The sequence below is a fragment of the Pseudomonas thermotolerans DSM 14292 genome, from assembly GCF_000364625.1.
Lineage (GTDB): Bacteria > Pseudomonadota > Gammaproteobacteria > Pseudomonadales > Pseudomonadaceae > Aquipseudomonas > Aquipseudomonas thermotolerans.
Genome location: NZ_KB822600.1, coordinates 38,361 through 60,469, shown reverse-complemented (window position 1 = coordinate 60,469; position 22,109 = coordinate 38,361). Strand labels below are relative to the sequence as shown.

Genomic DNA, 22,109 nt, shown 5'->3' with positions numbered 1-22,109 from the left:
ACTGCCGCCGGCCGGTCCGGCCAGCGGCAGCTCCCTTCTCCGCTTGGGCACAGCCCCAGCGCCCTGCCCTTACAGGGATCTGGAGATGATTTCCTTCATGATCTCGTTGGTGCCGGCATAGATGCGCTGCACCCGAGCATCCGCCCAGGCGCGGGCGATCGGGTATTCCCACATGTAGCCGTAGCCGCCGTGCAGCTGCACGCATTCGTCTATCACCTGGCACTGCAGGTCGGTGCTCCAGTACTTGAGCATCGCCGCGGTGGCCACGTCGAGCTGGCCCTGCAGGTGCAACTCCAGGCAGCGGTCGACGAACACCCGGCCGACCTGCACCTGGGTGGCCAGCTCGGCCAGCTTGTGACGGGTGGTCTGGAAGTCCGCGATGGCGCGGCCGAAAGCCTGGCGCTCGCGGGTGTAGTCGAGGGTCCAGTGCAGCGCGGCCTCGGCGGCGGCCAGACCGGCGACGGCGACGGTCAGACGCTCCTGGGGCAGCTCCTGCATCAGGTAGACGAACCCCTGCCCGGCCTGGCCGAGCAGGTTTTCCCTAGGCACTCGGACGTTCTGGAAGAACAGTTCGGAAGTGTCCTGGGCCTTCATGCCGACCTTCTTCAGCCGCTTGCCCTTGTCGAAGCCCGGGGTGCCGGCCTCCACCAGGAACAGGCTGATGCCCTTGGCGCCGGCCTTGGGATCGGTCTTGGCAACCACGATCACCAGATCGGCCAGGTAGCCGTTGGTGATAAAGGTCTTGGAGCCGTTGATCACGTACTCGTCGCCGTCCAGCACGGCGGTGGTCTTCACCCCCTGCAGGTCGGAGCCGGCGCCCGGCTCGGTCATGGCAATGGCGCTGATCATCTCGCCGGAGGCCAGTTTCGGCAGGTACTTGCGCTTCAGCGCCTCGCTGCCGTAATGCAGGATGTAGGGCGCGACAATGTCGGAGTGCAGTGAGAAGCCGATGCCGGACAGCCCGCGGCGGCTGATCTCCTCGATGACGATGGCACTGTACAGGAAGTCCGCGCCCATCCCGCCGTATTCCTCCGGCAGGTGCGAGCAGAGCATCCCGGCAGCACCAGCCTTACTCCAGAGCTCGCGGTCGACGTAGCCGCGTTCCTCCCACTGCTCATGGAAGGGCACGGCCTCCTGCTCGAGGAACTTGCGGACGCTGTCGCGGAAGAGTTCGTGGTCGGAGCTGAATAGCGTTCTTGGAATCATTGTTGGCTACCTGCACACACCGATATGGACGAGGCTTCGACTGTAAGGAGGTCGGGGCTGTCCCGAACTGGACACAAGCGCCAAAAAATAAGACGATCCAGCCATGAGCTGACCGCTTTCCCCTACAAGAACAACAGCAGCGTCCAGACCATGCCCTTCCCGCCCACGAAACCCTTGCAGCGTGTCTGCATTCTGGCCATCGAGGGAGTCTTCGCCTCCACCCTGATGCAGGCCAAGGACTTCTTCCACATGGCCGGCCTACGCCATGGCCGCCACCAGGGCCTCGGCCTCAAGCCCTCCTTCACTACCCGCCTGGTCAGCCCGGACGGTCAGCCGGTGCGCAGCTTCAGCGAGGTACTAGTGCCGGTGGACGGCGCCCTGGAAGACGCCGAAATCATCATCCTGCCGCCCTTCTGGGGCGACTTTCAGGCGCTCTGCCAGCGCCACCCCCAGGTGCTCGACTGGCTGCGCCAGCAGCACGCCGCCGGCAGCGTGATCTGCGGCGAGGCCATGGGGGTGTTCTGGATGGCCCAGGCCGGCCTGCTGGACGGCAAGGAGGCGGCGACCTACTGGCGCTTCCACCGCGAGTTCGCCGAGCGCTTCCCCAGAGTGCTACTCAACCAGGAGAAGCACCTCTCGGATGCCGACAATCTCTACTGCGCCAGCGGCAGCGCCTCGGCCTGCGACCTGTACATCCACCTGATCGAACAGTTCTGCGGCGCCAACGTGGCCCAGGCGGTGGCGCGCGACATCTTCTACGAGATCCGCCGCACCTACACCCCGGGACGCATCGGCTTCGGCGGCCAGAAGCTGCACCAGGATCTGGCCATCCTGCAGATTCAGGAATGGCTGGAGGAGCACTATGCCGACAAGTTCCGCTTCGAGGACGTGGCCCGCGAGCACGGCATGAGCATCCGCAACTTCATGCGCCGCTTCCAGGCCGCCACCGGCGACAAGCCCCTGCACTACCTGCAGCGCCTGCGCATCGAGACCGCCAAGGGCCTGCTCAGTACCACCCGCAAAAGCATCAAGACCATCAGCTACGAGGTGGGCTACGACGACGCCAGCTTCTTCGCCCGACTGTTCCGCCAGCACTGCGGGCTGTCGCCCAACCAGTACCGCCGTCAGTTCCAGCACAAGGGGGAGTGAGCGCCGTCCCTAAGATGGGGTCAAGCCACCCCGCCCCGCGACCTAAGATCGGCCACCACAACAAGAAACCCAAAGGTCCATCCACATGCGTCGCTATCTGCTTGCCCTCCTCGCCGTCGTCAGCTTCACCGTGGCGGCGGACGACAATTGGAAGCCCTTCCCCTACGACCAAAGCGCCTACGACTATTCCGGCGACAAGCTGCGCCAGGCCTGGCCGCGGCTGACCCGCGGCTTCGGCCAGGACTATCCCTTCCCGGACGCCGACTGGGTGGTGCGCATGGCCACCACCTATCCCAAGGCCCTGGAAATGACCGTGGAAGGCGGCACCGGCTACACCGGCAAACCTGAGGAAGCCGAGCGCTATGCCGCCCAGCTGCAGGAAGTCTGGCGCCTGCTGTTCCGCGGCGACTTCGCCGAAGCCAAGCGCCAGGGTATGGCTCTGGGGGTCGGCGGCCAGGTACCAGCGATGTTCGCCCAGGTGATCTACGCCCTGTTCCTGGCCCCCGACCAGAAGGAGAAACACCGCCTGCTTGAGGAGGTGATCGCCTACAGCGAGAAGGCCGGCGACCTGATCAAGGCCGACCGCGTCGCCCAGTTCGGCCGCACCTACGCCAAGGCCCGCCTGGCCGAGGAGCTGCCGGTGCCGGTGGTGCTCAAGCGCGGCTACACCAGCCAGATCCCCGACGAGCTGGATGCCCAGCTGGCCGAACAGCCGCGCCAGCCGTTCGCCCTCGCCCTCTACGGCGGCTACCAGGCCGGGGTGATCCGCAAGGTCGGCAAGCTGGTCGGCAAGATGACCTACGGGGTCAGCGCAGACCGCATGGAGCAGTACTTCAACCGCTCCTTCAAGGCCGCCGACGACCTGCCGATCGGCCATTATGAGTACGCCAACGCTCTAGTCTACGTGTACGGTGACGACAAGCAGGCCGAGGTCATCAAGGAGCTCAAGCGGGCGGTGGCGATCCAGCCGATCAGTGCCATGGAAGCCCTGGAAGTGGCTCACGCCCGCAAGCTGCTGGCCCAGCAGGAACAGCTGGCCAAGCGCTAAGCTCGCCGAGAGCAACCGACAAGGCCGCGTGGGGAGGCTTCTCCACGCGGCCTTGTCGTGTTCGAGACCAGCCCTTCAGGGCTTGTGGGGACGTGCCAGGAACTCGTGGGACTGCATCTCCAGCAGACGGCTCAGGGTGCGCTGGAATTCGAACTCCAGGCGCCCGCCGGCGTACAGGTCCTTGAGCTCCACTTCGGCGGAGATGATCAGCTTGACGTTGCGATCGTAGAACTCGTCCACCAGGTTGATGAAGCGCCGCGCCATGTCGTCCTTCTGCACATTCATCTGCTCGACGTTGGAGAGCAGCACCGCCTCGAAGATCTTGCCCAGCTCGATGTAGTCGTTCTGGCTGCGCGGACCGTCGCACAGCTCGCGGAACTCGAACCAGGCGACGTCGTTGGCCACCTTGCGAGCACGGATCTCGCGGTTCTCGATGATCAGCACCTCGTTCTCGCGCACCGTGCAGTTTTCCGTCAGCAGGCTGCGGAAGCTCTTCTCCAGGCTGGTCTCGGCCTCGGCGTCGAGGGGCCAGTGGTAGAGCTCGGCCTGCTCCAGGGCGCGCAGCCGGTAGTCGATGCCGCTGTCGACGTTGACCACCTCGGTGTGCTCCTTGAGCAGGGCGATAGCCGGCAGGAAGCGGGCGCGCTGCAGGCCGTCCTTGTACAGGCCGTCGGGGACGATGTTGGAGGTGGCCACCAGGGTCACGCCGTTGTTGAACAGCTCCTCCAGCAAGGTGCCGAGGATCATGGCGTCGGTGATGTCGCTGACAAAGAACTCGTCGAAGCAGATCACCCGCGCCTCCTGGGCGAAGCGCTTGCCGATGATGGTCAGCGGGTTCTTCTCGCCCTTGAGGGTCTTCATCTCCTCGTGGACGCGCTTCATGAAGCGGTGGAAGTGGGTGCGCATCTTCTCCTTGAAGGGCAGCGCATCGTAGAAGGTATCCACCAGATAGGTCTTGCCACGGCCGACCCCGCCCCAGAAGTACAGGCCCTTGACCGGCTTCTGCGGCTTCCTGCCGAACAGCTTGCCGAGCAGTCCCGAGCCATTGCGCTGCTGGGCCAGCAGGTCGTCATAGAGTCGCTGCAGGTGGCGGACGGCATTTTCCTGGGCGGCATCGTGGAAGAAATCCGGCCGCTTCAGATCGGCCTGATAGCGCTCGAGAGGGGTCATGATGGGTAGTTCGGTAACAAAATGGGGCCGTCACTTTAGCGACGACCCCATGGATTGGCAAATGCCGGCTGCGCTGTGCGGTCATTCGCCAGACGTCAGTGCCTCGCGCAGACGGGCGATGGCTGCGTCACGAGCGGCGGCATCGGCGAACGCCGGACTGTCGGCCACCGCCTCGCCGTCCAGCCAGACGCTGAAGCCCTCGCCCTGCTCGCGGACATCCAGGGCCTCGCCGGACTGCAGACGCTTGCTCACCTGGCCGGCGCTGCGCCCGTCGGCGAACGCCCTGGACAGCAGCAGCTGCTCGCCGGCGGCGTCCAGCAGGCGGAAGCGGAAGCTGCCGTCGTCGTCGCGGAAGCTGACGAAGCGCGCGCTCTTGGCAGCCTTCTTCTTCTCCACCCCTGCCACCTGCACCTGCTCGCGGAACGAGCGCAGGCCCACCGCCTCGCGCAGCTCGGCGAGAAACGGGGTGGCGATCTTGCGCGCCTTGGCGGCACCGGCAAGGAGGATGTCCTCCAGGTCGGCAGGGCGGGCGATCAGCGCGTTGTAGCGCTCGCGGGCCTCGCCCAGCTCGTTCTCCAGCAACTGGTAGAGGCGCTGCTTGGCCTCGCCCCAGGCCAGGCCGGCGAGCAGATCGGCGCGGAACTCAGCGAGCTGCTCGGCGCTGGCGAAGGCCTGGTAGAGGGTGTAGAGGTGGGAGTTGTCCGGATCCTTGGGCTCGCCGGGGGCACGGGAGTCGGTGACGATGCGCGCGATAGCGTCCTTGAGCTGCTTGCTGCTGCCGAACAGCGGGATGGTGTTGTCATAGCTCTTGCTCATCTTGCGGCCGTCGAGGCCCGGCAGGGTCGCCACCTCCTCCTCAATCACCGCCTCGGGCAGCACGAACAGCTCCTTGCCGTTGCCGAACAGGTGGTTGAAGCGCTGGCCGATATCACGGGCCATCTCCACGTGCTGGATCTGGTCGCGGCCCACCGGCACCTTGTGGGCGTTGAACATCAGGATGTCCGCGGCCATCAGCACCGGGTAGCTGTACAGGCCCATTGTCACCCCGGCGTCTGGATCCTCACCGGCCTCAAGGTTCTTATCCACCGCCGCCTTATAGGCGTGGGCACGGTTGAGCAGGCCCTTGGCAGTCACGCAGGTAAGCAACCAGCACAGCTCGGGAATCTCCGGGATGTCCGACTGTCGGTAGAAGGTGGCCTTGTCGGTGTCCAAGCCACAGGCCAGCCAGGTGGCGGCGATCTCCAGACGCGAGCGCTGGATGCGCGCCGGGTCGTCGCACTTGATCAGCGCGTGATAGTCGGCCAGGAAGTAGAAGGAGTCGGCGTTCGGGTCGCGGCTGGCGAGGATGGCGGGGCGGATGGCCCCGGCATAGTTGCCAAGGTGCGGCGTGCCGGTGGTAGTGATGCCGGTGAGGATACGGATGGTCATGGGTGATCGCTTGTCGAACTGCATCGGGTCAGAGGCGCGGCAGCACCAGCTCCTTGAGCTCGGTCAGCCGGCCGTGGAAGAAGTGGCCGCATTCTGCCACTTTCAGCAACGCATGGGGACGGGCCAGGCCTGCGGACCAGGCGTAGACCGTCTCTGGGGCCACCACCTCGTCCTGCTCCGGCTGCACCACCACCAGCTCGCCGCCTTGCGGCAGACGCTCCGGAGCCTGCAGGCGGTGCACCGCCGGGGCCACCATGAACAGTTTGGGCACGGTGCTGCCCTGGGTCTCCAGCCGCCCGGCCAGAGCCGCGGCGACGAAGCCGCCGAAGGAGAAGCCCATGAGCACGAGCGGCAGGCCCGGGTGCTGAGCGCGCAGCCAGTGGGCTGCAGCCTCGGCATCGTCCACCTCGCCGCTACCCATGTCATGGCTGCCGGCGCTGGCGCCAACGCCACGGTAGTTGAAGCGCAGGGTGGTCAGCCCGGCATCCCGGGCGGTACGCTGCAGGGTGGAGATTACCTTGTTGAGCATGGTGCCACCCTGCACCGGGTTGGGATGACAGAGCAGCGCCACGCCCCGGGCATCGAGGACTTCGAGATAAAGGGCTTCGAGCTGCCCGACCGGTCCGTCGAGCAGTAGAGAGGTTTCACGCATCAGCAAAAGAAGGACTCCGTGACCCCGCAAGGGATCTGCACGTCTTGGATTAGCACCCTACGGCTTGCGTCGCGGTATACAGCGCAGGTTCGAGCCGTTAACGTAAAGCAAAGCCGTTTACAGAGGAAGGACTCGTGGAACAGACGCTCACAGCCTGGTTGCTGCCGACCCTCACCCTGCTCGCCGGTCTCGCCATCGGCTTCGTGGTGGCCCGCCTGCTGCCCAGCGCCGCGCCCAATCGTACCCAGCGCCAGCTGGACGAATTGCAGGAACGCTTCGACACCTACCAGCGCGAGGTGGTGACCCACTTCAATACCACCGCCAGCCTGGTGAAGAAGCTCACCCAGAGCTACCAGGAAGTGCAGGAACACCTGTCCGAAGGTGCCAACCGCCTGGCCCTGGACGAGATCACCCGGCAGCGGCTGCTGGCCGCCCTGCACCCCGAGGAGGCCGGCGCCCCGCGCGAGCGCCTGACTCCGCCGCGTAGCGAGGAAGCGCCCAAGGACTACGCCCCCAAGGTTCCCAACGAGCCCGGCACCCTGGACGTGACCTTCGGCCTGAAGAAGTAAGCCCCGCCGGATAAACGAAAGCCCCGCCTGAACGCATCAGGCGGGGCTTTTTCATGGCTGCCCACCGCGGGACCGGAAGCCCGGCTCCGATCTGCTCCGCGCTTAGATGGCGCCGCGGCTGCGCAGCAGCTCGATTACCTGACGGACGCCCTCTTCCACCGTGGTGGACTGGGTGTCGATCACCAGATCGGCATCCAGCGGCACGTCGTAGGGGAAGGACTCTCCCGGGATGTTGTCGCCGCCGGCGGCATACAGGCCCTGCGGGTCGCGCTCACGACAGACCTGCGGGGAAGCCTGCACGTAGACGGTGATCAGCCGCTCCGGCCCGATCAGCGCCCGCGCCTTCTCGCGGCCTTCGGCATCCGGGGCGACGAAGGCCGCCAGGGCGATCATCCCCGCCTCGTTGAACTGCCGCGCCACGTGGGCGGCACGCCGCCAGTTCTCGGCCCGTCCGGCACGGTCCTGGGGCAGGCCCTTGTTCAGGTCGTGACGCAGGTTCTGGCCGTCCAGCACGTAGACCGCGCGGCCCATGTCGAACAGCTTGCGCTCCACCGCGTAGGCCAGGGTGCTCTTGCCGGCTCCGGACAGGCCGGAGAACAGCACGGTGGCCGGCTGCTGACCGAAGCGCGCGGCGCGCTCCTCGCTGGAGACATGGGCCAGGGCGCCGTGGTGGGCGCCGTGCCGGCCGTGCAGCGGCTCGGAGATGATCATCCCGGCGCCGACGGTACCGTTGGTCAGCCGGTCGATGACGATGAAGGCGCCGGTGGTGCGGTTCTGCGCGTAGCCGTCGAGGGCGATGGGTGCATCCAGGCTGACCTTGACCCGGGCGATCTCGTTGAGCTGCAGGCTGCTCGCCGGGCCCTCCTCCAGGGTGTTGACGTCCACCTTGTGGACGATGCTCGGGATCGAGCCCGGCACGTAGCTGGTGGCGCGCTTGATGTCGTACTTCTTGCCGGGAAGCATGGGCTCCTCGGCCATCCACACCAGCATGGCCTCGAAGCTGTCGGTGACCAGCGGGCGGTTGTCGGCATGCACCAGCATGTCGCCGCGGGACACATCGATCTCGTCTTCCAGGGTCAGGGTGATCGCCTGGCCGGGGCCGGCCTGCTCCAGCTCGCCCTCGTAGGTGACGATGGACTTGATGCGGCTGGTCTTGCCGGAGGGCAGAGCGGCTATCTCGTCGCCCTTGCGCACGATACCGCTCGCCAGGGTGCCGGCGAAGCCGCGGAAGTTGAGGTTCGGCCGGTTGACGTACTGCACCGGGAAGCGCATGTCCTCCAGGTTGCGGTCGCCGGCGATCTCCACGGTCTCGAGGATCTCCATCAGAGACTGCCCGTCATACCAGGGCGAACGCTCGGAGCGGTTGACCACGTTGTCGCCCTTCAGCGCCGAGAGGGGCACGAAGTGCAGGGTGGTCGGCCGCATGCCGAGACGCTCGGCGAAGGCCAGGTAGTCGGCCTTGATCTTCTCGAAGACCGCCTGGTCGAAGTTCATCAGGTCCATCTTGTTGACCGCCACTACGATGTGGCGGATGCCCAGCAGGGTGGCGATGTAGCTGTGCCGTCGGGTCTGGGTCTGCACGCCGTGGCGGGCGTCGATCAGGATGATCGCCAGGTCGCAGGTGGAGGCCCCGGTGGCCATGTTGCGGGTGTACTGCTCGTGGCCGGGGGTGTCGGCGATGATGAACTTGCGCTTGGCGGTGCTGAAGTAGCGGTAGGCCACGTCGATGGTGATGCCCTGCTCGCGCTCGGCCTGCAGGCCGTCCACCAGCAGCGCCAAGTCCACCTCGTCACCGGTGGTGCCGACCTTCTTGGAATCGCGGGTGATGGCTTCCAGGTGATCCTCGTAGATCATCTTGGAGTCGTGCAGCAGGCGACCGATCAGGGTGCTCTTGCCGTCGTCGACGTTGCCGCAGGTGAGGAAGCGCAGCAGTTCCTTGCGCTCGTGCTGGGCCAGGTAGGCGAGGATGTCCTGGCTGATCAGTTCGGATTGATGACTCATGGACGCGCCCCCTTAGAAATAGCCCTGACGTTTCTTCTCTTCCATCGAACCGGCTTGGTCGTGGTCGATGACCCGGCCCTGGCGTTCGGAAGTACGGGTCAGGAGCATTTCCTGGATGATTTCCGGCAGCGTCGTGGCGGTGGACTCCACCGCGCCGGTCAGCGGGTAGCAGCCCAGGGTACGGAAGCGCACCATCTTCTTCTGGATCTTCGCCTTCTGCTCGGGGGTGAGGTACTGGAGAATGCGCTCGTCGTCGATCATGATCAGCGCGCCGTTGAGCTCCACCACCTCGCGCTCGGCGGCGAAGTACAGCGGGACGATCGGAATGTTCTCCAGATAGATGTATTGCCAGATATCCAGCTCGGTCCAGTTGGACAGCGGGAAGACGCGGATCGACTCGCCCTTCTTCACCTTGCCGTTGTAGATGTTCCACAGCTCGGGCCGCTGGTTCTTCGGATCCCAGCGGTGCTTGCTGTCGCGGAAGGAGTAGACGCGCTCCTTGGCGCGGGACTTCTCCTCGTCGCGGCGCGCACCACCGAAGGCAGCGTCGAAGCCGTACTTGTCGAGCGCCTGCTTGAGGCCCTCGGTCTTCATGATGTCGGTGTGCTTGGCGCTGCCGTGGGTGAAGGGATTGATGCCCTGGGCGACGCCGTCCGGATTGACGTGAGTGATCAGCTCAAGGCCCATCTCGGCGACCATGCGGTCGCGGAAGCGGTACATGTCCTGAAACTTCCACTGGGTGTCGACGTGCATCACCGGAAACGGCAGCTTGCCGGGAAAGAACGCCTTGCGCGCCAGATGCAGCATCACGGCGGAATCCTTGCCGATGGAATAGAGCATCACCGGGTTGTCGAACTCCGCGGCAACCTCGCGGATGATGTGGATGCTTTCCGCCTCCAGTTGTTTCAGGTGGGTCAGTCTATCGAGCATGGCTACTCACGGCTTTCTCACAGGGACGGCCAACGGGCCGTGGACGAGGGGCGAACTTTATCACAGCACTCTCTTCATATAGAGAGCACCGCTTAGAACGAAAGGATCTACCGATATAGCCTTCCGTTCCGCGCTCAGATGGGATTCGGGCAGTCGATGAACAGGTGCTCGAGGGCGAAGCGGCGAGCCAGATACTCGCCGAGCGCTTGGACGCCGTAGCGCTCGGTGGCGTGGTGGCCGGCGGCGATGAAGCTGATGCCGTTCTCGCGGGCGCTGTGGAAGGTCTGCTCGGAGGCCTCGCCGGTCAGGTAGAGGTCGACCCCGGCAGCGATGGCGGTGTCGATGTAGCCCTGGCCGCCGCCGGTGCACCAGCCGATGCGCTGCACCAGCCCCCGGCCCTCCACCAGGAGCGGCTCGCGGCCCAGCACGTCCTGCACGCGGCGGGCGAAGTCGCGGGCGCTCATCGGCTCGGCCAGGGCGCCAACCAGCCCCACGGTACGCGGGTTACCCGGCTCTAGCGGGCCCTCGACGATGATGTCGAGCTGGCGCGCCAGCTGCACGTTGTTGCCCACCTCCGTGTGCACGTCCAGCGGCAGGTGGTAGGCCAGCAGGCTGATGTCGTGGGTCAGCAGGGTGCGCAGGCGGCGCTGCTTCATGCCGGTGATGCAGGGGTTCTCGTTCTTCCAGAAGTAGCCATGGTGGACCAGCACCACGTCGGCGTCGGCCTCCACGGCGGCGTCGAGCAGCGCCTGGCTCGCGGTCACCCCGCTGACGATGCGGCGCACCTGGGGGCGGCCCTCGACCTGCAGGCCGTTGGGGCAGTAATCGCTGATTCGCGCCGCCTCCAGATAGCGGTCGGCTTCCTCCACCAGGGTAGTCAGGGCGATGGCCATGGATATCCTCTTAAATTGTCACGGGCCGCTGTTTTCTTGACGGACGGCCAATATAATGGCGCACCTTAAGGGGCGAGCGATGCCCCCTGCAACCCTCAGGATTGATCGATGCTCAAGGCATTGCGGTTCCTTAGCTGGCCTCTTCTGGTCGGCATTCTTCTCGCGCTCCTGATTATCCAGCATTACCCCCAGTGGGTCGGCCTGCCCCGAAATGACGTGCACATGCGCCAGGTGCCGCGCTACAGCATCCCGCAGCAGGGCCCGGTGTCCTATGCCGAGGCGGTCAGCCACGCCGCGCCCGCGGTGGTCAACCTGTACACCACCAAGTTCGTCAACCGCCCGGTGCATCCGCTGTTCGAGGATCCGCAGTTCCGCCGCTTCTTCGGCGACAACCTGCCGCGCCAGCGGCGCATGGAGTCCAGCCTGGGCTCCGCGGTGATCATGAGCCCCGAAGGTTACCTGCTGACCAACAACCACGTGGTGGCCGGCGCCGACCAGATCGTGGTGGCCCTGAAGGACGGCCGCGAGACCCTGGCGCGGATCATCGGCAGCGATCCGGAAACCGACCTGGCGGTGCTGAAGATCGACCTCAAGGACCTGCCAGCGATCAGCATCGGGCATTCCGACGCCATCAACATCGGCGATGTTTCCCTGGCCATCGGCAACCCCTTCGGCGTCGGCCAGACGGTGACCATGGGCATCATCAGCGCCACCGGGCGCAACCAGTTGGGCCTGAACACCTACGAGGACTTCATCCAGACCGACGCGGCGATCAACCCCGGCAACTCCGGCGGCGCGCTGATCGACGCCTACGGCAACCTGATCGGCATCAACACCGCGATCCTCTCCAAATCCAGCGGCTCCCAGGGCATCGGCTTCGCCATCCCGATCAAGCTGGCCCTGGAGGTGATGCAGGCAATCATCGAGCACGGTTCAGTGATCCGCGGCTGGCTGGGTATCGAGGTGCAGCCGCTGACCCCGGAGCTGGCCGAATCCTTCGGCCTCGAGGGACGCCCGGGCATCGTGGTCGCCGGCCTGTACCGCGATGGTCCGGCGCAGAAGGCCGGCCTGCAGCCGGGCGACCTGATCCTCAGCATCGACGGCGAACCGGCCACCGACGGTCGTCGTTCGATGAACCAGGTGGCGCGCACCAAGCCGGGCAAGAAGACGGTGATCGAGGTGCTGCGCAACGGCAAGCTGCTCAAGTTCACCGCCGAGGTCGGCCTGCGTGCGCCGGCCACGGTCAACGGCGAGAGCGGCGACTCCTGAGCAGCGACGGGTCGCCAGACACGAAAAAGCCCGGAACGACCAACCGTTCCGGGCTTTTTACGATGCGCCTCAGAGGCTCTTGAGGGCGTCCAGCAGCGCCTGGTTCTGCTCCGGGGTACCCACGGTAATGCGCAGGTACTGGGCGATGCGCGGCTGCTTGAAGTGACGGACGATCACCCCCTGCTCGCGCAGCCCGGCAGCCAGCTGGCCGGCGTCCTTGGCGGGATGGCGGGCGAACACGAAGTTGGCCGCCGAGGGCAGCACCGCGAAGCCCTGCGCCTCAAGCCCCTCAACCAGCGCCGCGCGGCTGGCGATCACCCGTGCGCGGGTCTCCTCGAACCAGGCGCGATCCTCGAAGGCCGCCGCCGCGCCGGCGATCGCCATGCGGTCCAGCGGGTAGGAGTTGAAGCTGTTCTTGATCCGCTCCAGGGCCTCGATCAGCTCGACATGGCCCACCGCCAGGCCGACCCGCAGGCCGGCCAGGGAACGCGACTTGGAGAGGGTCTGGGTGACCAGCAAGTTGGGGTATTGGTCGATCAGGGCGATCGCGCTGTCGCCGCCGAAGTCGATGTAGGCCTCGTCGACCAGCACCACGCTGTCCGGACTGCCCTGCAGCAGCCGCTCGACGGCCTCCAGCGGCAGCAGGCGGCCGGTCGGTGCGTTGGGGTTGGGGAAGACGATGCCGCCGTTGGGCCGCGCGTAGTCCTCCACGCGGATGCGGAATTCCTCGTCCAGCGGGATCGCCTCGAAGTCGATGCCGTAGAGACCGCAGTAGACCGGGTAGAAGCTGTAGGTGACGTCCGGGAACAGCAGCGGCCGGCCGTGCTGGAACAGGCCGTGGAAGGCATGGGCCAGCACCTCGTCGGAACCGTTGCCGACGAACACCTGCTCCGGCCTGACCCCGTAGTAGTCGGCCACCGCCTGCTTGAGGCGCTCGCCGTTGGGGTCTGGGTACAGGCGCAGGCTGTCGCCCAGTTCGGCCTGCATGGCGGCGATGGCCTTGGGCGATGGCCCGTAGGGGTTCTCGTTGGTGTTCAGCTTGACCAGCCGGGTCAGTTTCGGCTGCTCGCCCGGCACGTAGGGCACCAGGTCCTTGACGAAGGGGCTCCAGAACTTGCTCATCTGCCCTTCTCTCCTCGCGAATGGCTAGGCCCGGGCACCCGGCCGGCAGACCGGGCGCCTACGGCCGGGTTTCAGTTCTTGATCCGGTACTCGGCGCTGCGCGCGTGGGCGGTGAGGAACTCACTGCGGGCCAGCACGCTGGCCACCTTGCCGAGCTCAGAGGCGCCGTCCGCCGAGCAGTGGATGATCGACGAGCGCTTCTGGAAGTCGTACACGCCCAGCGGCGAGGAGAAGCGTGCGGTGCCGGAGGTGGGCAGCACGTGGTTGGGACCGGCGCAGTAGTCGCCCAGCGCCTCGGCGGTGTAGCGACCCATGAAGATGGCGCCGGCGTGGCGGATGCGCGGCAGCCACTGCTCGGGGTCGGCCACCGACAGCTCGAGGTGCTCGGGGGCGATGCGGTTGGCCACCTCGCAGGCCTGCTCCATGTCGGCGACCTGGATCAGCGCGCCACGGCCCTCCAGGGAGGTACGTGCGATCGGCTCGCGCTCCAGGGTCGGCAGCAGGCGGGCCATGCTCTCCGCGACACGGTCGAGGAAGGCGGCGTCGGGGCTGACCAGGATGGCCTGGGCGTCCTCATCATGTTCGGCCTGGGAGAACAGGTCCATGGCGATCCAGTCCGGATCGGTCTGGCCGTCGCAGACCACCAGGATCTCCGAGGGACCGGCGATCATGTCGATGCCCACCTGGCCGAACACGTGGCGCTTGGCGGTGGCCACGTAGATGTTGCCGGGGCCGACGATCTTGTCCACCCGCGGCACGCTCTCGGTGCCGTAGGCCAGCGCGGCCACGGCCTGGGCGCCGCCGATGGTGAACACCCGGTCGACGCCGGCCACGCAGGCGGCGGCGAGGACGATCTCGTTGATCTCGCCGCGCGGGGTCGGAACCACCATGACCACCTCAGGCACGCCGGCGACCTTGGCGGGAATGGCGTTCATCAGCACCGAGGAGGGATAGGCGGCCTTGCCGCCCGGTACGTAGAGACCGGCGCGGTCCAGCGGGGTGACCTGCTGGCCGAGCACGGTACCGTCGGCTTCGGTGTAGCGCCAGGAGCCCTGCTTCTGTCGTTCGTGATACAGGCGCACGCGCTCGGCGGCCTTTTCCAGGGCGCTGCGCTGCTCGGCGCTGATGCGGGTCAGGGCCAGCTCCAGGCGCTCGCGGTGCAGGATCAGCTCGGCCATGGACTGCGCCTCGACGCCGTCGAAGCGCTGGGTGAATTCCAGCAGCGCCGCGTCGCCGCGCTCGCGTACCGCCTTGATGATGTCCAGCACGCGCTGGTTGACCGCGTCGTCGGAAACGCTTTCCCAGGACAGCAGATGGTCCAGATGACGCACGAAGTCCGGATCGGCGGCGTTGAGTCGACGGATGGCAACGGGTGCGGTCATAGCGAAAGCCTCATCTGGATGGCGATTTCTCGGGTGCCAGTAGCTTAACAAGCCCACCGTGCGGGCACCCGAGAAAAATGGCTATGACACGGATAGGTCGCCGAAGAGGTTCCCGTGCTCTCGGCCTTTCCGCCGTCCCTGGCGGTCGCACTGCGACAATGGGTCGCGGCTGAACGAGCCAGGGCCGCTCAGCTCTGGGCCCGGGACTCCACAGCGACGCGCAGCGCCTCGATCAGTTGCTGGATGCGCGCGTGTTGCATCTTCATGGAGGCCTTGTTGACGATCAGCCGCGAACTGACGGTGGCGATCAGCTCCTGCGGCTCCAGGCCGTTGGCGCGCAGGGTGTTGCCGGTGTCCACCACGTCGATGATCTTGTCGGCCAGGCCCACCAGCGGCGCCAGCTCCATGGAGCCGTAAAGCTTGATGATGTCCACCTGGCGGCCCTGCTCGGCGTAGTAGCGCTTGGCGATGTTGACGAATTTTGTGGCCACCTTCAGGCGCCCCCTGGGCTCGGCTACCCCCACCTTGCCGGCAGTCATCAGCTTGCAACGGGCGATCTTGAGATCGAGCGGCTCGTAGAGCTGGCCGCCGTACTCCATCAGCACGTCCTTGCCGGCCACGCCGAGGTCGGCAGCGCCGTGTTCCACGTAGGTCGGCACGTCGGTGGCGCGGACGATCAGCAGGCGGACATCCTCCTGGGTGGTGGGGATGATCAGCTTGCGGCTCTTGTCCGGGTTCTCGGTGGGCACGATGCCGGCCTCGGCGAGCAGCGGCAGGGTGTCGTTGAGGATGCGGCCCTTGGAAAGCGCAATGGTCAGCATGGCAGCACCCTAGCCCGGCACGCGGCGGATCTTGGCACCGAGCAGCTGGAGTTTCTCCTCGATGCACTCGTAGCCGCGGTCGATGTGGTAGATGCGGTCGATCAGGGTCTCGCCCTCGGCCATCAGCGCAGCGATCACCAAGCTCGCCGAGGCGCGCAGATCGGTGGCCATTACCGGGGCGCTCTTCAGGGCGGGTACGCCGGTGACGATGGCGGTGTTGCCCTCGACGATGATCTGTGCGCCCATGCGGATCATTTCGTAGACGTGCATGAAGCGGTTCTCGAACACCGTTTCGATCACCGTGCCGGTACCCTCGGCCACCGCGTTGAGGGCGATGAACTGCGCCTGCATGTCGGTGGGGAACGCCGGGTAAGGGGCGGTGCGCAGGTTGACGGCCTTCGGCCGCTTGCCGTGCATGTCCAGCTCGATCCAGTCCTTGCCGGTGGTGATCTCAGCGCCGGCTTCCTGGAGCTTGGCCAGCACCGCCTCGAGGATGGTCGGATCGGTGTCCTTGAGCTTGACCCGGCCGCGAGTGGCGGCGGCGGCCACCAGGTAGGTGCCGGTCTCGATGCGGTCGGGCATCACGCTGTAGCGCGCGCCATGCAGGCGCTCGACGCCGTCGATGACGATGGTGTCTGTGCCGGCGCCCTGGATCTTCGCGCCCATGGCGATCAGGCAGTTGGCCAGGTCCACCACTTCAGGCTCGCGGGCGGCGTTCTCCAGCACGGTACGGCCCTTGGCCAGGGTGGCGGCCATCATGACGTTCTCGGTGCCGGTCACGCTGACGGTGTCGAAGAAGAAGGTGGCACCACGCAGGCCGCCTTCCGGGGCGCGGGCCTTGATGTAGCCGCCGTCCACCTCGATCTGCGCGCCCATGGCCTCGAGGCCGCGGATGTGCAGGTCCACCGGCCGCGAGCCGATGGCGCAGCCGCCGGGCAGGGCCACCTCGGCCTGGCCGAAGCGGGCTACCATGGGGCCGAGCACCAGAATGGAGGCGCGCATGGTCTTGACCAGCTCGTAGGGCGCCACCAGGGTCTTGATGGTCCGCGCATCCACCTCGACGCTGAGCTTCTCGTCGATCACCGGCTCGACGCCCATGCGCCCGAACAGCTCGATCATGGTGGTGATGTCGTGCAGGTGCGGCAGGTTGCACACGGTGACCGGCTCGTCGGCCAGCAGGGTGGCGGCGAGGATCGGCAGGGCCGAGTTCTTCGCGCCGGAGATGCGGATTTCGCCGTTCAGACGAACGCCGCCGGTGATGATCAGTTTATCCATTGGGTATCTCGTCGCCCGTCGGGGCTCAGGTGCGCTCCGCCCAAGCGGCGCGGCTGAAGAATTTCATGGTCACGGCGTGGATGCTGCCGTCGGCGATCCAGGGGTTGAGGTGGGCATAGACCTGCTGCTGGCGCTTGACCGGGCTGAGGGCCGCCAGTTCGTCACTGATCAGGTTGAGCTGGAAGTTGCAGCCCTCACCCTCTACCTCGACCTGGGTATTGGGCAGTCTTGCCTCGAGGAAATGTTTCACTTCTTGGGCCTGCATATCGAACCTCGATCAGCGCTTGGCGGACACGGCGGTGCCGGACTTCGTGGGGCCGGCCATCATACAAAAAAGCCCCCCGCCTGCGAACCCCGCGAGCCGGGGCGCTGACGGAGGGCGCGCCGGCGAGCCTGGCACGGCCGGCCGAGCGCTTGGACAGGAAGATTCAATCGCGCAGCGGCAGCAGCTCGATCAGCCTGGAAACCTGGGCGATCTGCCGCATCTCCACGGGCAGCGCGCGGATCACCAGGCTCTTGCCGTGCTTCTGCGCGTCGCGCATGAAGGCCAGCAGCAGGGATAGGCCGACGCTGCTGGAGTGTTCCACCGCGCTGCAGTCGAGCACCAGCTCGGTAGCCTGGGCGGCGCGAATCAGCCGTCCGCCCTCCTCGCGCAGCGCCGGGCCGGTGCTGTAGTCGATCACCCCGCTCAGGCACAGCTCGCCGTCCACCTGGCGAATGCTGGCGTCACTCATTGCCGGCAGCCTTCTGCGCTTCCGCGGCGTCCTTGGCCTCGGCGACCACCTGCACCCAGCCGTCGATGGTCTTGTCGAGGTCGTTGCCATTGCGCTGCATGGCGTCGGCGAACTGGTCGCGGAACAGCTTGCCGATGTTGATGCCGTTGATGATCACGTTACGCAGCTTCCACTGGCCGCCGATCTGCACCATGGTGTAGGTCACCGGGTAGATGGCGCCACTGGTGCCGCGCACCTCCATGTTGACGCTGGCGCGGTCGGGCTCGGCCTGCTGGGCCTTGCTCGGCAGCACGCGGATGTCCTGGTTGTCGTACTCGAGCAGGGCGTTGCCGTAGAACTGCATCAGGCCGCGCTTGAAGTTCTCCTGGAAGCGGTTCATCTGCTCCGGGGTGGCCTTGCGCGAATACTTGACGGTCATGATGCTGCGGGAGATGCCGTCGGCATCCACCACCGGGCCGATGATGCGGTTCAGCGACTCGTAGAAATCGTTGGGGTTACTGCGGTAGCGCTCCTTGTTGGCCTTCAGGTCGGCCAGCAACTGGTCGGTGGTCTGCTGCACCACCTCCTGCGGCGAGGGAGCAGCCAGGGCGAACAAGGGGACGGCGGCGAGCAGGGCCAGCAGGCCGCGGCGCAGGGCAGTGATCATCTATCAGGTCCTCAGTTGGATTCTTTGTTGTTCACCGAATTCATCAGGAACTTGCCGATCAGGTCTTCCAGCACCAAGGCCGACTGGGTGTCGTGAATGGTGCTGCCATCCTTCAGGACCTCGTCCTCGCCGCCGACGCTGATGCCGATGTACTTCTCACCGAGCAGGCCGGCGGTGAGGATGGAGGCGGTGGAGTCGGACGGCAGGTTGTTCACGCTGCTGTCGATCTCCATGGTCACCCGGCCGGTGTAGGTGTCGCGATCGAGATCGATGGCGGTGACCTTGCCGATGGTGACGCCGGCCATGGTCACCTTGGCTCTGACCGTCAGACCGGCGATATTGTCGAAATGGGCGTACAGCTTGTAGGTGTCCTTGCTGGCATCCACGGTCAGCCCGCTGACCCGCAGCGCCAGCAGCAACAAGGCCAGCACACCGGCCAGGAGGAACAGGCCGACACCGATTTCCAGGGTGCGGATACGCATCAGTAATCTCCAAACATCAAGGCGGTCAGGATGAAGTCCAAGCCCAGCACGGCCAGCGAGGCATAGACCACGGTTCTTGTCGTCGCGCGGCTGATCCCTTCCGAGGTCGGCTCGCAGTCATAGCCCTGGAACACCGCGATCCAGGTCACCACCCAGGCGAACACCAGGCTCTTGATCAGGCCGTTGAGCACGTCCTCGTGGAAGGACACGCTGTTCTGCATGTTCGACCAGTACGAGCCCTCGTAGATGCCCAGCCAGTCGATGGCCACCACGGCGCCGCCCCAGATGCCCACCACGCAGAAGATCCCGGTGAGCAGCGGCAGGGAAATGAAGCCGGCCCACAGGCGCGGGGCGATGATGTACTTGAGCGGGTCGACGCCGATCATCGACAGGCTCGACAGCTGCTCGGTGGACTTCATGTTGCCGATCTCGGCGGTCAGCGCCGAGCCGGCGCGCCCGGCGAACAGCAGCGCGGTGACCACCGGGCCCAGCTCGCGCAGCAGGGTCAGGGCGACCATTTGCCCCACCGCCTGCTCGGAACCGTAGTCCTTGAGAATGTTGTAGCCCTGCAGGGCGAGCACCATGCCGATGAAGATGCCGGAGACCACGATGATCACCAGCGACAGCACGCCCACCGAATAGAGCTGCTTGACCAGCAGCTCGCCACTGTTGCCCAGGCCGCCGCGGCCGAACAGCACGCGCAGGAGGAAGATGGTCGACTTGCCCAGCGCGGCGATCACGTCGATGCCGGAGCGGCCGAGCAGGCGGATTCGCTCGAGGATGGAAATCTTGCGCATCAGCGCGCCCCCAGAAGATCGTCGCGGTAGGACGGTGCCGGGTAGTGGAACGGCACCGGGCCGTCCGCCAGGCCTTGCATGAACTGGCGGATCCGCGGATTGTCGGAGTTCATCAGCTCGTCCGGCGTGCCCTGGCCAAGCACCTGCGAGTCGCCTACCACGTACAGGTAGTCGGCGATGCTGGCGGTCTCCGCCAGGTCGTGGGAGACCACGATGCTGGTGATGCCAAGTGCGTCGTTGAGCAGCCGGATGAGGCGTACCAGAACGCCCATGGCGATGGGGTCCTGGCCGACGAAGGGCTCGTCGTACATGAGGATCTGCGGGTCCAGGGCGATCGCCCGGGCCAGCGCCACGCGACGCTTCATTCCGCCGGACAGCTCGTCGGGCATCAGCTCGATGGCGCCGCGCAGGCCGACCGCCTCGAGCTTCATCAGCACGATGTCACGGATCATCTCCTCCGGCAGCTTGGTGTGCACCCGCAGCGGGAAGGCGACGTTCTCGAACACGTCCAGGTCGGTGAACAGAGCGCCGCTCTGGAACAGCACGCCCATCTGCTTGCGCATGTCGAACAGTTCGCGGCGCGACAGGGTCGGCAGGTTCCGGCCGTTGACCCAGATCTCTCCCTCGGCAGGCCGCAGCTGCGCGCCGATCAGGCGCAGGAGGGTGGTCTTGCCGCACCCGGAAGGTCCCATGATGCCGGTGACCTTGCCGCGCGGGATGCGAATGTCGACGTTCTTGAAGATGCTACGCGTGCCCCGGTAGAAGGAAACCCCCTTCAATTCCACGGCATAGGCGTTGTCGGCGCTCATCTGGACTCCTTGCGATGCAGCCTTCCCGTACGGACGTCCGGCGCTCCCTCTAGGGCACTCCGCACATCGCGCACGGCCCGAATGAGCCGCGCACTATAGCATCGCAGCAGGACACGCCCAAGCCGACAGCCCGGGAGATGCCGACCGACAGGTGAGCCATCCAGCCGTTCTCGGTTATAATCGTGCGCTTTTCACAGCCATCGAGCCCGCCGTAGCCATGCCCGAAGCCAGCGAATTCATCCAGTCCGCCCAACGCACCCTGCGCCTGGAAATCGAAGCGGTGCAGGATCTGCTGCCACGCATCGGCGCCGAATTCGTCCGCGCCTGCGAGCTGATCCTGGCCTGCAAGGGGCGCGTGGTGGTAGTCGGCATGGGCAAGTCCGGGCACATCGGCCGGAAGATCGCCGCCACCCTGGCGAGCACCGGCACCGCATCCTTCTTCGTCCACCCGGCCGAGGCCAGCCATGGCGACATGGGCATGATCACCCGCGACGACGTCGTGCTGGCGCTGTCCAACTCCGGCTCGACCGCCGAGATCGTCACCCTGCTGCCGCTGATCAAGCGTCTGGGCATCACCCTGATCAGCATGACCGGCAACCCCGAGTCGCCACTGGCCAAGGCTGCCGAGGTCAATCTCGACGCTGGCGTGAGCCAGGAGGCCTGCCCGCTGAACCTGGCGCCCACCTCCTCGACCACCGCCTCCCTGGTGCTCGGCGACGCCCTGGCCATCGCCCTGCTCGAGGCGCGCGGCTTCACCGCCGAGGATTTTGCCTTCTCGCACCCCGGCGGCGCCCTCGGCCGCCGCCTGCTGCTCAAGGTGGAAAACGTCATGCACGCCGGCGAGCAACTGCCGCTAGTGCCGCGCGGCATCCCCCTCAAGGACGCCCTGCTGGAGATGACCCGCAAGGGCCTCGGCATGACCGCGGTGCTCGAGCGCGACGGCAGGCTGGCCGGAATCTTCACCGACGGCGACCTGCGCCGCGCCCTGGACCGCGGCATCGACATCCGCGGCGTGAGCATCGACGAGGTGATGACCCCGCACGGCAAGACCGCTCGCGCCGAGATGCTCGCCGCCGAAGCGCTGAAGATCATGGAGGACCACAAGATCAACGCACTGGTGGTGGTCGACGAGCAGGACCGCCCGGTCGGCGCCCTCAACATGCACGACCTGCTGCGCGCCGGGGTGATGTGATGAGCGAAGAGCTGCTGCAACGCGCCCGCAACATCCGCCTGGCGGTATTCGACGTCGACGGCGTGCTCACCGACGGCAAGCTGTACTTCCTGCCCGACGGCAGCGAGTTCAAGACCTTCAACACTCTGGACGGGCACGGCATCAAGATGCTCATCCAGGCCGGCGTGCAGACCGCGATCATCACCGGGCGCAGTTCCCCCGTGGTCGAGCGACGAGCGAAAAACCTCGGCATCCACCACCTGTTCCAGGGCCGCGAGGACAAGCTCGCGGCCCTCGACGAGTTGCTCGCCCGGCTCGGACTGGAGCGCCAGCAGGTCGCCTACCTGGGCGACGATCTGCCCGACCTGCCGGCGATCCGCCGGGTCGGCCTGGGCATGGCGGTGGCCAACGCCGATCCCTTCGTCCGCGAGCACGCCCACGGCGTCACCCGGGCGCGCGGCGGCGAAGGCGCGGCCCGCGAGTTCTGCGAGCTGATCCTGCGCGCCCAGAGCCGGCTGCAGGCCGCCCAGGCCGCCTACCTGTAGAGGCCCGAGC

The 22,109-nt window shown here is 66.3% G+C and carries 23 protein-coding genes; 6 read left to right on the top strand and 17 right to left on the bottom strand.

Going from position 1 to position 22,109, the window contains the following annotated elements:
- Window positions 1-69: 69 nt before the first annotated feature.
- The gene (locus tag H165_RS0101845; RefSeq protein WP_017937197.1) at window positions 70-1,206 is read right to left on the bottom strand and encodes an acyl-CoA dehydrogenase family protein; all 1,137 of its coding nucleotides are present in this window, start codon (window positions 1,204-1,206) and stop codon (window positions 70-72) included.
- A 150-nt stretch (window positions 1,207-1,356) separates the two neighbouring features.
- Here H165_RS0101845 and H165_RS0101840 point away from each other — a divergent pair, with 150 nt between their 5' ends.
- Entirely contained in the window at window positions 1,357-2,355 is a 999-nt protein-coding gene (locus H165_RS0101840; protein ID WP_026146278.1) for a GlxA family transcriptional regulator, read from the top strand.
- A gap of 85 nt (window positions 2,356-2,440) precedes the next feature.
- Window positions 2,441-3,403 (top strand): hypothetical protein, encoded by a 963-nt coding sequence (locus H165_RS0101835; protein ID WP_017937195.1) that lies wholly within the window; start codon window positions 2,441-2,443, stop codon window positions 3,401-3,403.
- A 75-nt stretch (window positions 3,404-3,478) separates the two neighbouring features.
- On the opposite strand, the gene zapE is transcribed toward H165_RS0101835, so the two are convergent.
- The 3 genes from zapE to H165_RS0101820 form a co-directional block, all read right to left on the bottom strand.
- Window positions 3,479-4,573 (bottom strand): cell division protein ZapE, encoded by a 1,095-nt coding sequence (gene zapE, locus H165_RS0101830; protein WP_017937194.1) that lies wholly within the window; start codon window positions 4,571-4,573, stop codon window positions 3,479-3,481.
- 81 nt (window positions 4,574-4,654) lie between these two features.
- Window positions 4,655-6,001: a tryptophan--tRNA ligase gene (locus tag H165_RS0101825; RefSeq protein WP_026146277.1), complete on the bottom strand. Its 1,347-nt coding sequence runs from the start codon at window positions 5,999-6,001 to the stop codon at window positions 4,655-4,657.
- 28 nt (window positions 6,002-6,029) lie between these two features.
- Entirely contained in the window at window positions 6,030-6,659 is a 630-nt protein-coding gene (locus H165_RS0101820) for an alpha/beta hydrolase (protein ID WP_017937192.1), read from the bottom strand.
- Window positions 6,660-6,787: 128 nt separating this feature from the next.
- Between H165_RS0101820 and H165_RS0101815 the strand changes: the two genes are divergently transcribed.
- The gene (locus H165_RS0101815) at window positions 6,788-7,222 is read left to right on the top strand and encodes a Z-ring associated ZapG family protein (RefSeq protein ID WP_026146276.1); all 435 of its coding nucleotides are present in this window, start codon (window positions 6,788-6,790) and stop codon (window positions 7,220-7,222) included.
- A 102-nt stretch (window positions 7,223-7,324) separates the two neighbouring features.
- Here the strand turns inward: H165_RS0101815 and cysN are convergent, their stop codons facing one another.
- The 3 genes from cysN to H165_RS0101800 all read right to left on the bottom strand — a co-directional run bounded on the left by cysN (window position 7,325) and on the right by H165_RS0101800 (window position 11,046).
- Window positions 7,325-9,223 carry a sulfate adenylyltransferase subunit CysN gene (cysN, locus tag H165_RS0101810; protein WP_017937190.1) on the bottom strand — a complete coding sequence of 633 codons (1,899 nt, stop codon included), beginning with the start codon at window positions 9,221-9,223 and terminating at the stop codon, window positions 7,325-7,327.
- Window positions 9,224-9,235: 12 nt separating this feature from the next.
- Window positions 9,236-10,153, bottom strand: coding sequence for a sulfate adenylyltransferase subunit CysD (gene cysD, locus H165_RS0101805; RefSeq protein WP_017937189.1), 918 nt, complete (start codon window positions 10,151-10,153; stop codon window positions 9,236-9,238).
- A gap of 134 nt (window positions 10,154-10,287) precedes the next feature.
- Entirely contained in the window at window positions 10,288-11,046 is a 759-nt protein-coding gene (locus H165_RS0101800) for a Nif3-like dinuclear metal center hexameric protein (protein WP_017937188.1), read from the bottom strand.
- A gap of 108 nt (window positions 11,047-11,154) precedes the next feature.
- Here H165_RS0101800 and algW point away from each other — a divergent pair, with 108 nt between their 5' ends.
- Window positions 11,155-12,315: a Do family serine endopeptidase AlgW gene (gene algW, locus H165_RS0101795; RefSeq protein WP_026146275.1), complete on the top strand. Its 1,161-nt coding sequence runs from the start codon at window positions 11,155-11,157 to the stop codon at window positions 12,313-12,315.
- 69 nt (window positions 12,316-12,384) lie between these two features.
- On the opposite strand, the gene hisC is transcribed toward algW, so the two are convergent.
- From hisC to H165_RS0101745, 10 genes are all read right to left on the bottom strand, one after another.
- Window positions 12,385-13,437, bottom strand: coding sequence for a histidinol-phosphate transaminase (gene hisC, locus H165_RS0101790; protein WP_017937186.1), 1,053 nt, complete (start codon window positions 13,435-13,437; stop codon window positions 12,385-12,387).
- Window positions 13,438-13,508: 71 nt separating this feature from the next.
- Complete coding sequence (hisD, locus tag H165_RS0101785; protein ID WP_017937185.1) at window positions 13,509-14,819, bottom strand: histidinol dehydrogenase; 1,311 nt, start codon at window positions 14,817-14,819, stop codon at window positions 13,509-13,511.
- Between the two features lie 188 nt (window positions 14,820-15,007).
- Entirely contained in the window at window positions 15,008-15,640 is a 633-nt protein-coding gene (hisG, locus tag H165_RS0101780; RefSeq protein ID WP_017937184.1) for an ATP phosphoribosyltransferase, read from the bottom strand.
- A 9-nt stretch (window positions 15,641-15,649) separates the two neighbouring features.
- Window positions 15,650-16,915, bottom strand: a complete 1,266-nt coding sequence (gene murA / locus H165_RS0101775; RefSeq protein ID WP_017937183.1) for a UDP-N-acetylglucosamine 1-carboxyvinyltransferase — start codon at window positions 16,913-16,915, stop codon at window positions 15,650-15,652.
- A gap of 25 nt (window positions 16,916-16,940) precedes the next feature.
- The gene (locus tag H165_RS0101770; RefSeq protein WP_017937182.1) at window positions 16,941-17,180 is read right to left on the bottom strand and encodes a BolA family protein; all 240 of its coding nucleotides are present in this window, start codon (window positions 17,178-17,180) and stop codon (window positions 16,941-16,943) included.
- A 163-nt stretch (window positions 17,181-17,343) separates the two neighbouring features.
- A complete protein-coding gene (locus tag H165_RS0101765) occupies window positions 17,344-17,649 on the bottom strand; it encodes an STAS domain-containing protein (RefSeq protein WP_017937181.1) in 306 nt (101 codons plus the stop codon).
- The gene (locus tag H165_RS0101760) at window positions 17,642-18,295 is read right to left on the bottom strand and encodes an MlaC/ttg2D family ABC transporter substrate-binding protein (RefSeq protein ID WP_017937180.1); all 654 of its coding nucleotides are present in this window, start codon (window positions 18,293-18,295) and stop codon (window positions 17,642-17,644) included. Before H165_RS0101760 ends, H165_RS0101765 begins: the two co-directional genes overlap by 8 nt.
- 11 nt (window positions 18,296-18,306) lie before the next feature.
- On the bottom strand, window positions 18,307-18,777 hold the full coding sequence (gene mlaD / locus H165_RS0101755; RefSeq protein WP_017937179.1) for an outer membrane lipid asymmetry maintenance protein MlaD: 471 nt from the start codon (window positions 18,775-18,777) through the stop codon (window positions 18,307-18,309).
- Window positions 18,777-19,574 carry a lipid asymmetry maintenance ABC transporter permease subunit MlaE gene (mlaE, locus tag H165_RS0101750; RefSeq protein WP_017937178.1) on the bottom strand — a complete coding sequence of 266 codons (798 nt, stop codon included), beginning with the start codon at window positions 19,572-19,574 and terminating at the stop codon, window positions 18,777-18,779. Before mlaE ends, mlaD begins: the two co-directional genes overlap by 1 nt.
- Window positions 19,574-20,383: an ATP-binding cassette domain-containing protein gene (locus tag H165_RS0101745; RefSeq protein ID WP_017937177.1), complete on the bottom strand. Its 810-nt coding sequence runs from the start codon at window positions 20,381-20,383 to the stop codon at window positions 19,574-19,576. The genes mlaE and H165_RS0101745 overlap by 1 nt, the downstream gene beginning before the upstream one ends.
- 217 nt (window positions 20,384-20,600) lie before the next feature.
- On the opposite strand from H165_RS0101745, the gene H165_RS0101740 reads away from it, so the two are divergent.
- Together H165_RS0101740 and kdsC are read left to right on the top strand one after the other, a co-directional pair.
- Window positions 20,601-21,575, top strand: a complete 975-nt coding sequence (locus H165_RS0101740) for a KpsF/GutQ family sugar-phosphate isomerase (protein WP_017937176.1) — start codon at window positions 20,601-20,603, stop codon at window positions 21,573-21,575.
- The gene (kdsC, locus tag H165_RS0101735; protein ID WP_017937175.1) at window positions 21,575-22,099 is read left to right on the top strand and encodes a 3-deoxy-manno-octulosonate-8-phosphatase KdsC; all 525 of its coding nucleotides are present in this window, start codon (window positions 21,575-21,577) and stop codon (window positions 22,097-22,099) included. The genes H165_RS0101740 and kdsC overlap by 1 nt, the downstream gene beginning before the upstream one ends.
- The last annotated feature ends 10 nt before the right edge of the window (window positions 22,100-22,109 follow it).

Coding starts and splice junctions, on each gene's coding strand:
- H165_RS0101845 (WP_017937197.1), bottom strand. CDS start 1,206: ATGATTCCAAGAACGCTATTCAGCTCCGACCACGAACTCTTCCGCGAC.
- H165_RS0101840 (WP_026146278.1), top strand. CDS start 1,357: ATGCCCTTCCCGCCCACGAAACCCTTGCAGCGTGTCTGCATTCTGGCC.
- H165_RS0101835 (WP_017937195.1), top strand. CDS start 2,441: ATGCGTCGCTATCTGCTTGCCCTCCTCGCCGTCGTCAGCTTCACCGTG.
- zapE (WP_017937194.1), bottom strand. CDS start 4,573: ATGACCCCTCTCGAGCGCTATCAGGCCGATCTGAAGCGGCCGGATTTC.
- H165_RS0101825 (WP_026146277.1), bottom strand. CDS start 6,001: ATGACCATCCGTATCCTCACCGGCATCACTACCACCGGCACGCCGCAC.
- cysN (WP_017937190.1), bottom strand. CDS start 9,223: ATGAGTCATCAATCCGAACTGATCAGCCAGGACATCCTCGCCTACCTG.
- cysD (WP_017937189.1), bottom strand. CDS start 10,153: ATGCTCGATAGACTGACCCACCTGAAACAACTGGAGGCGGAAAGCATC.
- H165_RS0101800 (WP_017937188.1), bottom strand. CDS start 11,046: ATGGCCATCGCCCTGACTACCCTGGTGGAGGAAGCCGACCGCTATCTG.
- algW (WP_026146275.1), top strand. CDS start 11,155: ATGCTCAAGGCATTGCGGTTCCTTAGCTGGCCTCTTCTGGTCGGCATT.
- hisC (WP_017937186.1), bottom strand. CDS start 13,437: ATGAGCAAGTTCTGGAGCCCCTTCGTCAAGGACCTGGTGCCCTACGTG.
- hisD (WP_017937185.1), bottom strand. CDS start 14,819: ATGACCGCACCCGTTGCCATCCGTCGACTCAACGCCGCCGATCCGGAC.
- hisG (WP_017937184.1), bottom strand. CDS start 15,640: ATGCTGACCATTGCGCTTTCCAAGGGCCGCATCCTCAACGACACCCTG.
- murA (WP_017937183.1), bottom strand. CDS start 16,915: ATGGATAAACTGATCATCACCGGCGGCGTTCGTCTGAACGGCGAAATC.
- H165_RS0101770 (WP_017937182.1), bottom strand. CDS start 17,180: ATGCAGGCCCAAGAAGTGAAACATTTCCTCGAGGCAAGACTGCCCAAT.
- H165_RS0101765 (WP_017937181.1), bottom strand. CDS start 17,649: ATGAGTGACGCCAGCATTCGCCAGGTGGACGGCGAGCTGTGCCTGAGC.
- H165_RS0101760 (WP_017937180.1), bottom strand. CDS start 18,295: ATGATCACTGCCCTGCGCCGCGGCCTGCTGGCCCTGCTCGCCGCCGTC.
- mlaD (WP_017937179.1), bottom strand. CDS start 18,777: ATGCGTATCCGCACCCTGGAAATCGGTGTCGGCCTGTTCCTCCTGGCC.
- mlaE (WP_017937178.1), bottom strand. CDS start 19,574: ATGCGCAAGATTTCCATCCTCGAGCGAATCCGCCTGCTCGGCCGCTCC.
- H165_RS0101745 (WP_017937177.1), bottom strand. CDS start 20,383: ATGAGCGCCGACAACGCCTATGCCGTGGAATTGAAGGGGGTTTCCTTC.
- H165_RS0101740 (WP_017937176.1), top strand. CDS start 20,601: ATGCCCGAAGCCAGCGAATTCATCCAGTCCGCCCAACGCACCCTGCGC.
- kdsC (WP_017937175.1), top strand. CDS start 21,575: ATGAGCGAAGAGCTGCTGCAACGCGCCCGCAACATCCGCCTGGCGGTA.